The 14,507-nt window shown below is 62.2% G+C and carries 10 protein-coding genes; 6 read left to right on the forward strand and 4 right to left on the reverse strand.

Features of this window, described 5'->3' with window-relative positions:
• Window positions 1-106: 106 nt before the first annotated feature.
• The gene (hppD, locus tag BN2476_RS21675; protein ID WP_087736329.1) at window positions 107-1,204 is read left to right on the forward strand and encodes a 4-hydroxyphenylpyruvate dioxygenase; all 1,098 of its coding nucleotides are present in this window, start codon (window positions 107-109) and stop codon (window positions 1,202-1,204) included.
• Between the two features lie 159 nt (window positions 1,205-1,363).
• Here hppD and BN2476_RS21680 read toward each other — a convergent pair whose 3' ends face one another.
• Complete coding sequence (locus BN2476_RS21680; RefSeq protein WP_087736223.1) at window positions 1,364-1,549, reverse strand: hypothetical protein; 186 nt, start codon at window positions 1,547-1,549, stop codon at window positions 1,364-1,366.
• A gap of 348 nt (window positions 1,550-1,897) precedes the next feature.
• On the opposite strand from BN2476_RS21680, the gene BN2476_RS21685 reads away from it, so the two are divergent.
• The gene (locus BN2476_RS21685) at window positions 1,898-5,497 is read left to right on the forward strand and encodes an indolepyruvate ferredoxin oxidoreductase family protein (protein ID WP_087736224.1); all 3,600 of its coding nucleotides are present in this window, start codon (window positions 1,898-1,900) and stop codon (window positions 5,495-5,497) included.
• Window positions 5,498-5,602: 105 nt separating this feature from the next.
• On the opposite strand, the gene BN2476_RS21690 is transcribed toward BN2476_RS21685, so the two are convergent.
• Complete coding sequence (locus tag BN2476_RS21690) at window positions 5,603-7,888, reverse strand: NADP-dependent malic enzyme (RefSeq protein ID WP_087736225.1); 2,286 nt, start codon at window positions 7,886-7,888, stop codon at window positions 5,603-5,605.
• Window positions 7,889-8,193: 305 nt separating this feature from the next.
• Window positions 8,194-9,426, reverse strand: coding sequence for an MFS transporter (locus tag BN2476_RS21695; protein ID WP_087736226.1), 1,233 nt, complete (start codon window positions 9,424-9,426; stop codon window positions 8,194-8,196).
• A 371-nt stretch (window positions 9,427-9,797) separates the two neighbouring features.
• Between BN2476_RS21695 and BN2476_RS21700 the strand changes: the two genes are divergently transcribed.
• Window positions 9,798-10,484 (forward strand): orotate phosphoribosyltransferase, encoded by a 687-nt coding sequence (locus BN2476_RS21700; RefSeq protein ID WP_087736227.1) that lies wholly within the window; start codon window positions 9,798-9,800, stop codon window positions 10,482-10,484.
• A gap of 162 nt (window positions 10,485-10,646) precedes the next feature.
• Here the strand turns inward: BN2476_RS21700 and BN2476_RS21705 are convergent, their stop codons facing one another.
• On the reverse strand, window positions 10,647-11,354 hold the full coding sequence (locus tag BN2476_RS21705) for a response regulator (protein WP_087736228.1): 708 nt from the start codon (window positions 11,352-11,354) through the stop codon (window positions 10,647-10,649).
• A 266-nt stretch (window positions 11,355-11,620) separates the two neighbouring features.
• Between BN2476_RS21705 and BN2476_RS21710 the strand changes: the two genes are divergently transcribed.
• From BN2476_RS21710 to argC, 3 genes are all read left to right on the forward strand, one after another.
• Entirely contained in the window at window positions 11,621-12,238 is a 618-nt protein-coding gene (locus BN2476_RS21710) for a YbhB/YbcL family Raf kinase inhibitor-like protein (protein WP_087736229.1), read from the forward strand.
• A 140-nt stretch (window positions 12,239-12,378) separates the two neighbouring features.
• On the forward strand, window positions 12,379-12,954 hold the full coding sequence (locus tag BN2476_RS21715; RefSeq protein WP_087736330.1) for a flavodoxin family protein: 576 nt from the start codon (window positions 12,379-12,381) through the stop codon (window positions 12,952-12,954).
• 180 nt (window positions 12,955-13,134) lie between these two features.
• Window positions 13,135-14,082, forward strand: coding sequence for an N-acetyl-gamma-glutamyl-phosphate reductase (gene argC, locus BN2476_RS21720; protein ID WP_087736230.1), 948 nt, complete (start codon window positions 13,135-13,137; stop codon window positions 14,080-14,082).
• Window positions 14,083-14,507 lie beyond the last annotated feature (425 nt).

Consider the following 14,507-nt stretch of genomic DNA (forward strand, 5'->3'; position numbering starts at 1 on the left):
TAGTACATAACGCAAATAAGGCAATCATTTTTTAACTCGGGATACTAGACTGTTCTTCACGAATCGCGCGATGCGCATCGGAAATCCGCATTTTGAGGAGACAGACATGAAGGTCCCTACCTGGGAAAATCCCGTCGGCACCGACGGTTTCGAATTCATCGAATACACCGCGCCCGACCCCGTCGCGCTCGGCAAGCTGTTCGAGCGCATGGGCTTCACGGCGATCGCGAAGCATCGTCACAAGGACGTGACGTTGTACCGTCAGGGCGACATCAACTTCATCGTCAACGCGGAGCCGGATTCGTTCGCGCAGCGCTTCGCGCGCCTGCATGGCCCGTCGATCTGCGCAATCGCGTTCCGCGTGCAGGATGCCGCCAAGGCGTACAAGCGCGCGCTCGAACTGGGTGCATGGGGCTTCGACAACAAGACGGGCCCGATGGAGCTGAACATCCCCGCAATCAAGGGCATCGGCGACTCGCTGATTTATTTCGTCGACCGCTGGCGCGGCAAGAACGGCGCGGCGCCGCACAGCATCGGCGACATCAGCATTTACGACGTCGACTTCGAGCCAATTCCGGGCACCGATCCGAACGCGACCGGCCACGGCCTCACCTATATCGATCACCTGACGCACAACGTCCATCGCGGACGCATGCAGGAGTGGGCCGGGTTCTATGAGCGCCTGTTCAACTTCCGCGAAGTGCGCTACTTCGACATCGAAGGCAAGGTGACGGGCGTGAAGTCGAAGGCGATGACGTCGCCGTGCGGCAAGATCCGCATTCCGATCAACGAGGAAGGCTCGGAAACGGCTGGCCAGATTCAGGAATATCTCGACGCGTACCACGGCGAAGGCATTCAGCACATCGCGCTCGGCACGAACAATATCTACAAGACGGTCGACGGCCTGCGTGCGTCGAACATCTCGCTGCTCGATACCATCGACACGTACTACGAACTCGTCGACCGCCGCGTGCCCAACCACGGCGAGCCGCTGGAAGAACTGCGCAAGCGCAAGATCCTGATCGACGGCGCACACGACGACCTGCTGCTGCAAATCTTCACCGAGAATCAGATCGGACCGATCTTCTTCGAAATCATCCAGCGCAAGGGCAACCAGGGCTTTGGCGAGGGCAACTTCAAGGCGCTGTTCGAATCGATCGAGCTGAATCAGATTCGTCGCGGTGTCGTGCAGGACAAGACCTAACACCCATTCTGGCGGCTAACGCTCGGCAAAGAAAAAGGCGAGGAATCGTACGATCCTCGCCTTTTCATTTCTGGATTTGAGAATCGGCGCCCCTCGGTCCGCCGACTCTCGCTGTTCGTTCAGACGCGGGCGGTCGTGTCGGCCGCCCGCCATCGTGCGTCAGCCACGCCGCTCCGTGTCGTCGGACGAGCGCTGCCGGTTCACGGCGACCGTTGCCGCTGCCACCGGCGCGGTGCGCGTGACGGCATTCACGAGCGAGCTGGCGCTGCTCGAGTGCACGGGCGCGCTCATCGCGAAGAATGCTGCCGAGACCATCAGGAAGGTCTGGATGTGTTTCGTGTTCATGCGTACTCCTTTTTCAACTCCTGCACAGCGAAGCTCCGCAGCATGCGGAACGTTGCGATTCGTGCAGGTGGGGAGTTTAGACCAGCATTTCAAGTCCCGTTCCTGTCGTTTCAAGCTTTTACACGCTGTTACAGCGGCACACCAAATAGATTCCGCCACGTCATACGCGCGACATTTTCCTGCGTGAGTCATCCCGCATTGCGGTGTTTTCAACGATTAGCGGCGGGTTTTTACCAGTGCTACCATCGCAAAAAAGCCGTCAATATGGCGACCCCGGCCGGAGCATTCACAAGATGCCGAGGCCCTGAAGGTTTTGGCGATCCCAACCTGGGTGGAGGAGTACACATAATGAATGCCCCGCTAGACGCTGGTCAGCGAGCCTCGCTCGAAGCCGCGTTGACTTCCGTCACGCTCGACGACAAATACACGCTCGAACGCGGCCGCGCGTACATGAGCGGCATCCAGGCGCTGGTGCGTCTGCCGATGCTGCAACAGGAGCGCGACAAGGCCGCCGGACTCAATACCGCCGGTTTCATCTCGGGCTATCGCGGATCGCCGCTCGGCGGCCTCGACCAGGCGCTGTGGAAAGCGAAGAAGCACCTCGCCGGGCATCAAGTGGTCTTTCAGCCCGGCGTCAACGAAGACCTCGCCGCGACGGCCGTGTGGGGCTCGCAGCAGGTCAACCTCTATCCCAGCGCCAAATACGACGGCGTGTTCTCGATGTGGTACGGCAAGGGCCCCGGCGTCGACCGCTCGGGCGACGTGTTCAAGCACGGCAACTCGGCCGGCTCGTCGCGTCACGGCGGCGTCCTTGTACTCGCAGGCGACGATCACGCCGCCAAATCGTCGACGCTCGCGCATCAGTCGGAACACCTGTTCAAGGCGTGCGGCCTGCCCGTGTTGTTTCCGTCGAACGTGCAGGAATATCTCGACTTCGGGCTGCACGGCTGGGCGATGAGCCGCTACTCCGGCCTGTGGGTCGCGATGAAGTGCGTCACCGACGTCGTCGAGTCGTCGGCTTCCGTCGATATCGATCCGCACCGCACGCAAATCATTCTGCCAACCGACTTCGAGATGCCCGAAGGCGGTCTCAACATTCGCTGGCCCGATCCGCCGCTCGTGCAGGAAGCGCGTCTGCTCGACTACAAGTGGTACGCCGGGCTCGCGTACGTGCGCGCGAACAAGCTCGACCGGATCGAGATCGATTCGCCGCACGCGCGCTTTGGCATCATCACGGGCGGCAAGGCGTATCTCGACGTGCGTCAGGCGCTGACCGACCTCGGCCTCGACGACGAGACCTGCTCGCGCATCGGCATTCGCCTGTACAAGGTCGGCTGCGTGTGGCCGCTCGAAGCGCAAGGCGCGCAGGCGTTCGCGCGCGGACTGCAAGAGATTCTGGTGGTCGAAGAGAAGCGCCAGATTCTCGAATACGCGATCAAGGAAGAGCTGTACAACTGGCCCGATGCGCAGCGTCCGCGCGTGTTCGGCAAGTTCGACGAGAAGGACGGCGCGGGCGGCGAGTGGTCGGTGCCGATGGGCAACTGGCTGCTGCCCGCGCACTACGAACTGTCGCCCGCGTTGATCGCAAAGGCAATCGCGACGCGTCTCGACAAGTTCGATCTGCCATCCGACGTGCGCGCGCGCATCGCAGCGCGCATCGCCGTGATCGAAGCGAAGGAAAAGGCGCTGGCGCGTCCGCGCGTCGAAGCCGAACGCAAGCCGTGGTTCTGCTCTGGCTGCCCGCACAACACGTCGACGAACGTGCCCGAAGGCTCGCGCGCGATGGCGGGCATCGGCTGCCACTATATGACCGTGTGGATGGACCGCAGTACGAGCACGTTCAGCCAGATGGGCGGCGAAGGCGTCGCGTGGGTCGGCCAGGCGCCGTTCACGAACGACAAGCACGTGTTCGCCAATCTCGGCGACGGCACGTATTTCCACTCGGGCCTGCTCGCGATTCGCGCGGCGATCGCGTCGAAGGCCAACATCACGTACAAGATTCTTTATAACGACGCGGTCGCGATGACGGGCGGCCAGCCCGTCGACGGCACGCTGACCGTGCCGCAGATCACGCATCAGCTCGCGGCGGAAGGCGCGAAGAAGATCGTGATCGTCACCGACGAGCCCGAGAAGTACAGCGCCAATGTCGGCCTCGCTCCTGGCATCGCGGTCCACCATCGCGACCTGCTCGACGACGTGCAGCGCGAGTTGCGCGAGATCGAAGGCACGACGATCCTGATCTACGACCAGACCTGCGCGACCGAAAAGCGCCGCCGCCGCAAGCGCGGCGCGTATCCCGATCCGGCGAAGCGCGTCGTGATCAACGAAGCTGTGTGCGAAGGCTGCGGCGATTGCTCGGTGCAGTCGAACTGCCTGTCGGTCGAGCCGCTCGAAACGGAGTACGGCACGAAGCGGCAGATCAACCAGTCGACCTGCAACAAGGACTTCTCGTGCCTGAAGGGCTTTTGCCCGAGCTTCGTGACCGTCGAAGGTGGACAGCTACGCAAGCCGAAGGCGTCGGGCGCCGGAAGCGACACGATGCCGCCCGTGCCCGATCCCGAGATTCCCGCGATCGGCAAGCCGTACGGCGTGCTGGTGACGGGCGTCGGCGGCACGGGTGTCGTGACGATCGGCGCGCTGCTCGGCATGGCCGCGCACCTCGAAAGCAAGGGCGTCACGGTGCTCGACGTGACAGGTCTCGCGCAGAAAGGCGGCGCCGTGATGAGCCACGTGCAGATCGCGAACCAGCCCGCCGACATCCACGCGACACGTATCGCGATGGGCGAAGCGAATCTGGTGATCGGTTGCGATTCGATCGTGACGGCGGGCGACGAATGCGTGTCGCGGATGCAGAACGGCCGCACGCACGTCGTGCTGAACAGCGCGCCGACGCCGACGGCCGAGTTCATCAAGAACCCGAACTGGCGCTTCCCTGGCGCGAGCGCCGACACAGACGTGCGCGCGGCTGCCGGCGACGACAACGTCGCGGCTGTCGATGCGAACCATTTCGCCGTTGCCCTGCTCGGCGATGCGATCTACACGAATCCTTTCGTGCTCGGCTACGCGTGGCAAAAAGGCTGGCTGCCGCTCACGCACGAGTCGCTGATTCGCGCGATCGAACTGAACGCGGTGCAGGTCGAGAAGAACCGCGCGGCATTCGAATGGGGCCGCCGCGCGGCGCACGATCTCGATGCCGTGCGCAAGCTCGCACGACCGCAGAATCGCATCGACGACGACACGTCGAATGCCGCGAAGATCATCTCGCTGCATACCCCGAAGGCGCTCGATACGTTGATCGACAAGCGCGCGCAGTATCTGGCCGCTTATCAAAACGACGCATACGCGGCGCGTTATCGCAAGCTGGTCGACGAAGTGCGGGCCGCCGAAACGAAGCTCGAAGCCGCCGACGGCCAGATGCCGCTGACGGAAGCCGTCGCGAAGAATCTGCACAAGCTTATGGCGTACAAGGACGAATACGAAGTGGCGCGCCTGTATTCGGACCCAGCGTTCGTCGAAAAGCTGAAGGCGAATTTCGAAGGCGACTGGAAGCTGAAATTCCATCTCGCACCGCCGTCGACGGCGAAGAAGGACGCGCACGGCCATCTCGTGAAGAAGCAGTACGGTCCGTGGATGCTCAACGCGATGCACGTGCTTGCAAAGCTGAGGTTCCTGCGCGGCACTGCCCTCGACGTGTTCGGCAAGACGGAAGAGCGCCGCGCCGAACGTGCGTTGATCGTTGAGTATGAAACGCTGGTGCGTGAGCTGATCGGCGGATTGACGGCTGACAAGCGCGCGCTGGCCGTCGAGCTCGCGAACCTGCCGGACGGAATTCGCGGCTACGGCCACGTGAAGGAAAACAATATGAAGGGCGTTCGCGCGAAGTGGGCCTCGTTGCTCGCGAAGTGGCGCTCGCCGGCGGGCGGCGTCGAGCAGCAGCACGTCGCGTAACGCCCGAAGTTTTCCGGACAGGCCGGCAGCACAAGGCCGGCAGCAACAAAAAGGGCACCTCGCGGTGCCCTTTTTTCATCAAGCGATCATCCAGCGGGAACGCGGTTAGTTCGCGGCTTGCCGCTCCGCACCGACGTTCGCCGAAGCGATCGCCGTCATGTTGATGATCCGGCGCACGGTCGCGGCCGGCGTCAGGATGTGCACCGGCTTCGACGCGCCGAGCAGGAACGGACCGACCGTCACGCCTTCGCCGCCGATCATCTTCAGCAGGTTGTACGTGATGTTCGCCGCTTCGACGTTCGGCATGATCAGCAGGTTCGCTTCGCCCGTCAGCGTCGTGCCCGGGAAGGCCGCCTTGCGCACCGCTTCTGACAGCGCGGCGTCGCCGTGCATTTCGCCGTCCACTTCGAGATGCGGTGCGCGTTCGGCGATCAGCTTGCGCGCAGCCGACATGCGTGCCGACGTCGCCGACGGGATGCTGCCGAAGTTCGAATTCGACAGCAGCGCGACCTTCGGCACGATGCCGAACTTCTCGATTTCACGCGCGGCGAGAATCGTCATGTCGGCGAGCTGTTCGGCCGTCGGCACTTCGTTCACGTACGTGTCGCTGATGAAGAGGTTGCGGCCCGGCAGCATCAGCAGGTTCATCGCGGCGAAGTTATCGACGTGCTCGGCCTTGCCCAGCACCTGCTCGACGTATTTCAGATGCTCGTGATACGTGTCGATCAGGCCGCAGATCATGCCGTCCGCGTCGCCGAGATGCACGAGAATCGCGCCGATCAGCGTGTTGAACTTGCGCATCGCGGCCTTCGCGACTTCCGGTGTAACGCCTTCGCGCGCACCGATTTCGTGATACGCCTGCCAGCTCTTGTGGTAACGGGGATCGTCTTCCGGATTGACGATCTCGAAGTCTTCGCCGCACTTGAGTTTCGAGCCGATCTTCTTCAGACGCATCTCGATCACGCCGGGGCGGCCCACCAGGATCGGCTTCGCGATCTTTTCGAGCAGCACGAATTGCGCGGCGCGCAGCACGCGCTCGTCTTCGCCTTCCGCGAACACGATGCGCGCCGGCTGCGCTTTCGCGGCGGCGAACACGGGGCGCATCACCATGCCCGAGCGGTAGACGGTCGCGCCGAGTTGCTCGCGATAGGCGTCCATGTCCTGAATCGGACGCGTGGCGACGCCCGAATCCATCGCGGCCTGCGCGACGGCGGGCGCGATCTTGATGATCAGACGCGGATCGAAAGGCTTCGGAATCAGGTAGTCGGGGCCGAATTCCAGCGAATGGCCTTCGTAGGCCTTCGCGACTTCATCGCCCTGATCGGTTTCTTCGGCGAGTTCCGCGATCGCGCGCACGCACGCAAGCTTCATTTCTTCCGTGATCGTCGTCGCGCCGACGTCCAGCGCGCCGCGGAAGATGAACGGGAAGCACAGCACGTTGTTGACCTGGTTCGGATAGTCCGAACGGCCCGTCGCGATGATGCAGTCCGGGCGCACCTTCTTTGCTTCTTCCGGGCGGATTTCCGGCTCCGGGTTCGCGAGCGCGAGGATCAGCGGCTGCGTGCCCATCTCCTTGACCATTTCCGGCTTCAGCACGCCGGCGCTCGAGCAGCCGAGGAACACATCGGCGCCCTTGATCGCGTCGGCGAGCGTGCGCGCGTCGGTATGCGCCGCGTAGCGCTCCTTCGACGGGTCCAGATTGCCGCGCCCTTCGTAGATCACGCCCTTCGAATCGACGACGAGCACGTTCTTCTTCGACAGGCCCAGGTTCACGAGCAGGTCCAGACACGCGATGGCCGCCGCGCCCGCGCCCGAACACACGAGCTTCACCTCTTCGAGCTTCTTGCCGACCACCTTGAGGCCGTTGAGAATCGCCGCCGATGCGATGATCGCCGTGCCGTGCTGGTCGTCGTGGAAAACGGGAATCTTCATGCGCTCGCGCAGCTTCTTCTCGATGTAGAAGCATTCGGGCGCCTTGATGTCTTCGAGGTTGATGCCGCCGAGCGTCGGCTCCAGCATCGCGATCGCTTCGACGAGCTTGTCGGGATCGGATTCGCTCAGCTCGATATCGAACACGTCGATGCCGGCGAACTTCTTGAACAGACACCCCTTGCCTTCCATCACGGGCTTCGCGGCGAGCGGTCCGATGTTGCCGAGGCCCAGCACAGCCGTGCCGTTCGTGACCACGCCGACCAGGTTGCCACGCGACGTGTACTTCTGCGCGTCGAGCGGCTCGTCATAAATGGCCATGCACGCGGCTGCGACGCCCGGCGAATACGCGAGCGACAGATCCAGCTGGTTCGAGAGCGGCTTGGTCGGTGTGACCGAAATCTTGCCGGGCTTCGGATTCTGGTGATACGCGAGAGCGCTTTGCTTCAGTTGTTCGTCCATTTTCTAACCTGCGAGACGTTAATAATGGGCCCGGCTCGATACATCACTACGTCACGTGCTGCGCTGGCCATTGCCGGAACGATGCCCGACGGCGGCGTTTCTCGCGTGCGCCCGTCGGGCGCGGCGTCAAACCTCAGCGGAAAGCAGGCGGCGCTGAGCTTTTTCGGGTCGATTAGTGTACACCCCTGATGAGTCAGTTCGGGCCAGGTTTTGTACCGGACGGATAAGCCTGAGCCGCGCCAGCTCGTGCTGCGGTGCGACATGAAAGTACTTTCAGCTTGCGCGCGGGTGCTCGGCAGATGCGGTCATTCGAGCGCTGCGCCGCAGCGTTCCGGAATCAGAAAGACCGTCGCGAAGATGTCGAGCACGTAGATTGACGCGAGCGCGACAAGCGCCGCACCGAATGAAAAACGCGCAGCCAGCGCGCCGACCGCGACGGGACCGAAACCGCCCACCGCCCGGCCGATGTTGAACAGCACGTTTTGTGCAGTGGCGCGGGCATCCGTCGGGTACAGCTCGGAAATCAGCGCACCGTAGCCGCCGATCATCCCGTTCACGAACACGCCCATCACTGCGCCGCCGATCAACAGCGCGGCTGGCGTGCTCAGGTGCGCATAGACGAACACCATCGCGACGGCACCCGCCTGGTAGAAAAGAAACGTCGGCTTGCGGCCGAAGCGGTCGGCGGCGACGCCGAACAGCCAGATGCCGACGGCCATGCCGAGCACCGTGACGGCCGTCCATAGACCGGAGCGCGTCAGCGAGCAGCCGAAGGTCTTCGACAGATAGGTTGGCAGCCAGATCATCAGGCCGTAGTAGCCGAAGTTCTGCACCGAGCAGAGAGTCGCGACGCCTGCGCTCGCGCGAGTCGTGCGTGCATCGGCGACGAGCAGTTTCACAGGCGCCTTGCACATGCCACGCGCGACCCGCTCGGTGAACAGCGCCGGTTCCTCGACGCGCCGCCGCACGAAAAACGACACCACGGCGGGCAGCAGCCCGAGCGCGAACATGCCGCGCCAGCCAATCAGCGGCAGCAGCGGCGGCGTCAGCAACGCGGCCGCGAGCACGCCGAGTTGCCAGCCAAGCCCGACATACGACGATACGCGCGCCCGCTGCGCCGCAGGCCAAGCTTCCGCGACGAGCGTCATGCCGATGCCGAACTCCCCACCCAAACCGACGCCCGCGATCGTCCGGTACGCGAGCAGATCGCCGTAGCCCCGCGCGAGCGCGCACAGGCCCGTGAAGATCGCGAAGATCAGGATCGTCCACGTGAGCATGCGCACGCGGCCGAAATAGTCGCTCAAGACGCCGAAGATCAGACCGCCTGCGACTGCGCCGATCAGCGTCCAAGTGACGAGCGACCCGGCTTGCGTCGACGTAAGGTGCAGATCGGCGGCGATCACGGGCAGCATGAAGCCGAGAATCAGCAGGTCAAAGCCGTCCATCGCATAGCCGAGCACCGACGCGATCAGCGCCCGCGCGGCATAGCCGGCGCGAGGATCTTGCGTGACGGCGTTCGGCGAAGAGGCGATGTTCATATGCAGTGCTCCGTGCGCGCGTAACCGGGCGGCAAATGGCAAATGGCCGCGCACGGCCATCGCTGAAACTTGGTGTGGTGGAAAATGTCGCGTGAGTGTAAAGGCCGCGATCTGCCGTCACAACCTGGCCAAAAAGCATAGGCGAAGCGTCCAGGCGGCCAATGCGTCGGCGGGCCTGCACGTTCGCGCGCCCTGGGACAAGTCCGAATCGGGTAAAATATCCGGCTACGCGCGCAGCAATCCCGTCAGTTTTTCAACTTTCCGGCGTGTTTCGCCCATCCGGGCGCCAGGTGCCACATCTGGTCACGCCACGCTTGCTGCGCCATAGGGCCGCGCGCCCGCCTCCCAGCTCACCACCCAAGGATTCGCCCATGACAGGCTTCGATCGCCAGACGATCTCCGACACGACCGCAAAAATGCTGCTGGAAGTCCAGGCAGTGCACTTCAACGCGGAAAAACCGTACATCTTCACCTCCGGCTGGGCGAGCCCGGTATACATCGACTGCCGCAAGTTGATCTCGTACCCGCGCGTGCGCCGCGGCCTGATGGAGATGGCGGAAACGACGATCTTGCGCGACGTTGGTTACGAGCAGATCGACGCCGTCGCTGGCGGTGAAACGGCGGGCATCCCGTTCGCCGCGTGGCTGTCGGACCGCCTGATGGTACCGATGCAGTACGTGCGCAAGAAGCCGAAGGGTTTCGGCCGTAATGCGCAGATTGAAGGTCTGCTGACGGAAGGCCAGCGCGTGCTGCTGGTGGAAGACTTGACCACCGACAGCCGCAGCAAGATCAACTTCATCGACGCACTGCGCACGGCGGGCGCGCAGGTGAACCACTGCTTCGTGCTGTTCCACTACAACATCTTCAAGGAAAGCGTGTCCGTGCTGAAAGACATCGACGTCGATCTGCACGCGCTCGCCACGTGGTGGGACGTGCTGCGCGTCGCGAAAGAAAAGGGCTACTTCGATACGAAGACGCTCGACGAAGTCGAGAAATTCCTGCACGCGCCCGCCGAGTGGTCGGCAGCGCACGGCGGTGCGACGGCTGCTCCGCAGTAATCGTCCGCATCACGCGCCGGGCTGAAGTCGCCAGGGCCCGCGCGCAGCCGGCGATGCAAACAGAAAGGCTGCCTGTCCGTAAGACAGGCAGCCTTTTCCTTTGGCATGCCAAGATTCGCGTCGACCAGATTCGGAAGCGTCCCTCCTCCTCCGGCGACACGTCTAAGACTGTTGCGGCGCAGCGCCTCCGTCGTCGGCCTCGCCCGGCGCATACGACGACAGGTTCATCAAGCCGTTACTTTGCGCATACTGAAATAATTCGGAATCCCGTTCGAGTCCGAGCTTGCGCATCGCCGTGTTCTTTTGAGTACTGATCGTCTTGATGCTGCGATTCAGTTGCTCGGAAATTTCCTTGATGGTCATGCCCGAAACGAAGAGCCGCACCACTTCGAGCTCGCGCTTCGACAGGATCACCTCGTCGCTCTTGCCACCCGCGTTCATGCGCAGCGTGTCGAGCGACGCCTTCACCGACGGACTCATGTATTCGAGATGCCGGCTGACGTGCTGCACGGCAAGACCGATATGACTCAGATCGTCCGACTTGTTCACCACGGAAGTCACGCCAAGCTCATTTAGCCGCTTCAGCAACGCGGCGTTTTCAAGCATCGTCAGGACAACGATGGGCAAGTCGGGAAAATTCCGACGCAAGTAACCGATCAATGGCAGACCGTCGCCGTAATGCCCGCCAGGCATCGCGAGATCGGTGACGAGCACGTCGCAGGGCGTCGTTTGTAACAACTTCACTAGCTCAGTGGATTGTTTTGCGCGCGCGACCACACGAATACCCTGGAACTTGAGCAACGCCTGCTCGGCACCAAAGAGAATGACCGGATGGTCGTCGGCAACCACGACCCTGATGGGATCTTGCATGGCCCTCCCTCGATCTGACAATCCACGCTCCGAAACTTCAGTCATGAAACTGTTTCTTAGTTCTAAATTTCTAGGAGTTGTCTGCTTGCATACGACCGCAGACGATCCCAGCGACTATAGCTGATTTCAGGCCATACTGGCCGCTTACCAAGCACGAATGCTTTTATAAGATGTAATGTTAGACTCGATTTGTCGCTTGGGTATAAAAAAGGATAATAATCCTTCGTAAGGACAATTCTTTACGAGCCTGACAGGAGATTCGGCACATGCGCTTGCGTTGCCCGGTCGTTACGCCTGCTTCGTCCCGTTCGTTCCTGCCGTTTCTGTCTGTCGCGCCATCGCGCGCCGCGTCCGTCATCGCGTTCGCGTGCGCGGTTCACGCGTCCACGGTCTTCGCCGACAGTGCGTTCACCGTCACCAGCACCAGTTTTCGCGCGGGCGGCACGGTCAACAACGCGCAGGTCTTCGACCGAGACGACTGCAAGGGCAACAACTATTCGCCGCAACTCAGCTGGCATAACCCGCCCGACGGCACGCGCAGCTTCGCGATCACGATCTTCGATCCCGATGCGCCTGGACGCGGCTGGTGGCATTGGGCCGTCGTCGGCATTCCAGCCAACGTCGACCGGCTGCCGGAAAACGCTAGCGCGTCCGGCTTTCTTAAGAAACTCGGTGCCGTCGAAGCACGCAACGATTTCGACATCGACGGCTACGGCGGCCCCTGCCCGCCGCCCGGCAAGCCGCATCGTTATGTCATCACCGTGTATGCGCTGAGCGCGCCCAATCTCAGGCTCGCGCAGGGACGGCCTTCGGTGATGTTCGACCACGAGATCAGCACCGCGACGCTCGGCTACGCCCGCATGACCGTCATGTACGGTCGCTAGCCTTTTTCCAAGGCGGTCTCAACAGCGATCGGACGACGCCGCGTTTTCTCGCGGCGTCTGAAAGAACTCGCCCTTGATGACAGAATGAACCCGCAACGTTCTGCCCTTGCCAATCATTTCTTGCAACGATGGAGTTGTCCATGTCGAAGATCATCATCGTGTATCACAGCGGCTATGGCCACACGAAGAAGCTCGCGGAAGCGGTTCTCGCCGGCACGCTCGACGGCGGCGCGGACGCAAAGCTGATCGCCGTCGGCGAGCTCGACGACGCGGGCTGGGCCGAGCTGGACGCAGCCGATGCGATCATCTTCGGCGCGCCCACGTACATGGGCGGCCCGTCCGCCGACTTCAAGAAATTCGCCGACGCCAGTTCAAAGCCGTGGTTCGGCCAGAAATGGAAGGACAAGATCGCCGCCGGCTTCACGAATTCAGCGACGATGAACGGCGACAAGTTCTCGACGATCCAGTATTTCGTCACGCTCGCGATGCAGCACAGCATGATCTGGGCGGGCACGGGCATGATGCCGTCCAACACGAAAGCGGCCACTCGCAATGATCTGAACTATGTCGGCGGCTTCACCGGGTTGCTGTCGCAGTCGCCCGCCGACGCGACGCCCGAAGAAGCGCCGCTGCCCGGCGACATCGAAACGGCAAAGGTGTTCGGCGCGCGCATCGCGGCCGTGACAGCGCGCTGGAAGGCGGGACAGCCGGCGTAGGCGAGCGCGGCGCGTGCTGGTCGCGTCCTGGCAGCGCGGTCTGTCATGCCGCTGTCACTGTTGCAGCGCAACTTGTTTTTAACCAAATCCGCACATGCGCTGCACACGCGCCGCCAAGCAGTCTTAAAATGGCGTTCCGGCGCAGCGAGCGCCCGTTTTCCGTAAGCCAGCGAGATCGAGATGAGCACGAAAGTTTTTGTCGACGGACAGGAAGGCACGACCGGCCTGAAAATTTTCGAATACCTGTCACAACGCGCAGACGTTGAAATCCTCCGCATCGAAGAAGCGAAGCGCAAGGACATCGACGAGCGCCGTCGTCTCATCAACGCGTCCGACGTCACGTTCCTGTGCCTTCCGGACGTCGCGTCGCGCGAATCGGCCTCGCTCGTCGAGAACGACCGCACCGTGCTGATCGACGCGAGCACGGCGTTCCGCACCCATGCCGACTGGGCGTACGGCCTGCCCGAACTGGCCCGCGCGCAACGAGAGCGTCTGCGCACGGCGAAGCGCATCGCGGTGCCTGGCTGCCACGCATCGGCGTTCGTGCTGGCGATGCGTCCGCTCGTCGAAGCGGGCGTGGTGTCGGCGGATTTCGCTGCGCACAGCTATTCGATCACCGGCTACAGCGGCGGCGGCAAGAAAATGATTGCGGACTACGAAGCGGGCGGAAACGCGAAGCTCGACAGCCCGCGCCCGTATGCGCTCGGCCTCACGCACAAGCACCTGCCGGAAATGGCCGCGCACACGGGCCTGAAGCACCCGCCCATCTTCACGCCGATCGTCGGCAACTTCTTCAAGGGCCTCGCCGTGACGACGTACTTCACGCCGAGCCAGCTCGCGAAGCCAGCCACGCCGCAAGAAGTGCAAGCGCTCTTCGCCGAGTACTACAGCGGCGAGCAGTTCGTGCGCGTCGCGCCCTTCAACGCGGACGACAACCTCGACAGCGGATTCTTCGACGTCCAGGCGAACAACGACACGAATCGCGTCGACCTGTTCGTGTTCGGCAGCGAAGAGCGCTTCGTAACGGTCTCGCGGCTCGACAACCTGGGCAAGGGCGCGTCGGGCGCGGCGATCCAGTGTATGAATCTCGCGATCGGCGCTGACGAAGCGACGGGATTGAAACGCTAACCGATCACTCTCGGACGGCACGGCCGTCCTCATAAGTCACAAAGCCGGCCATTCAAACGCCGGCTTTTTCTTTTGCGCTCGTCAATTCGCGATTTAAAACCATTAATTAAAACACCGCGCGATTCCTTTCGTTTTTCTCACTATCTCCAGCATTCCTGAAAGCTGGCATTTACTACTTCCCTTTTCCCATTCTGAGCATCTGTTACCGCATAGGGAAACTCCGGATTTTTTTGCGAACGATCGTTCGCAGATGATAGAGCACTTTAGTGTATCGCCCACCAGCAAAGGATGAGCGGAGTCGGAAGAAATCCGTCCGACTTCGAAATAATCCGTTTTTGTTTAAAAACGCGCGCCTCGAAGCGCCATGCGACTCTCCGCGAAAAATGGGCTGTTTGAATCGGACTTTTTAGACGATTCGTTCAATT

Source organism: Paraburkholderia piptadeniae (assembly GCF_900007165.1).
Classification (GTDB): Bacteria; Pseudomonadota; Gammaproteobacteria; order Burkholderiales; family Burkholderiaceae; genus Paraburkholderia; species Paraburkholderia piptadeniae.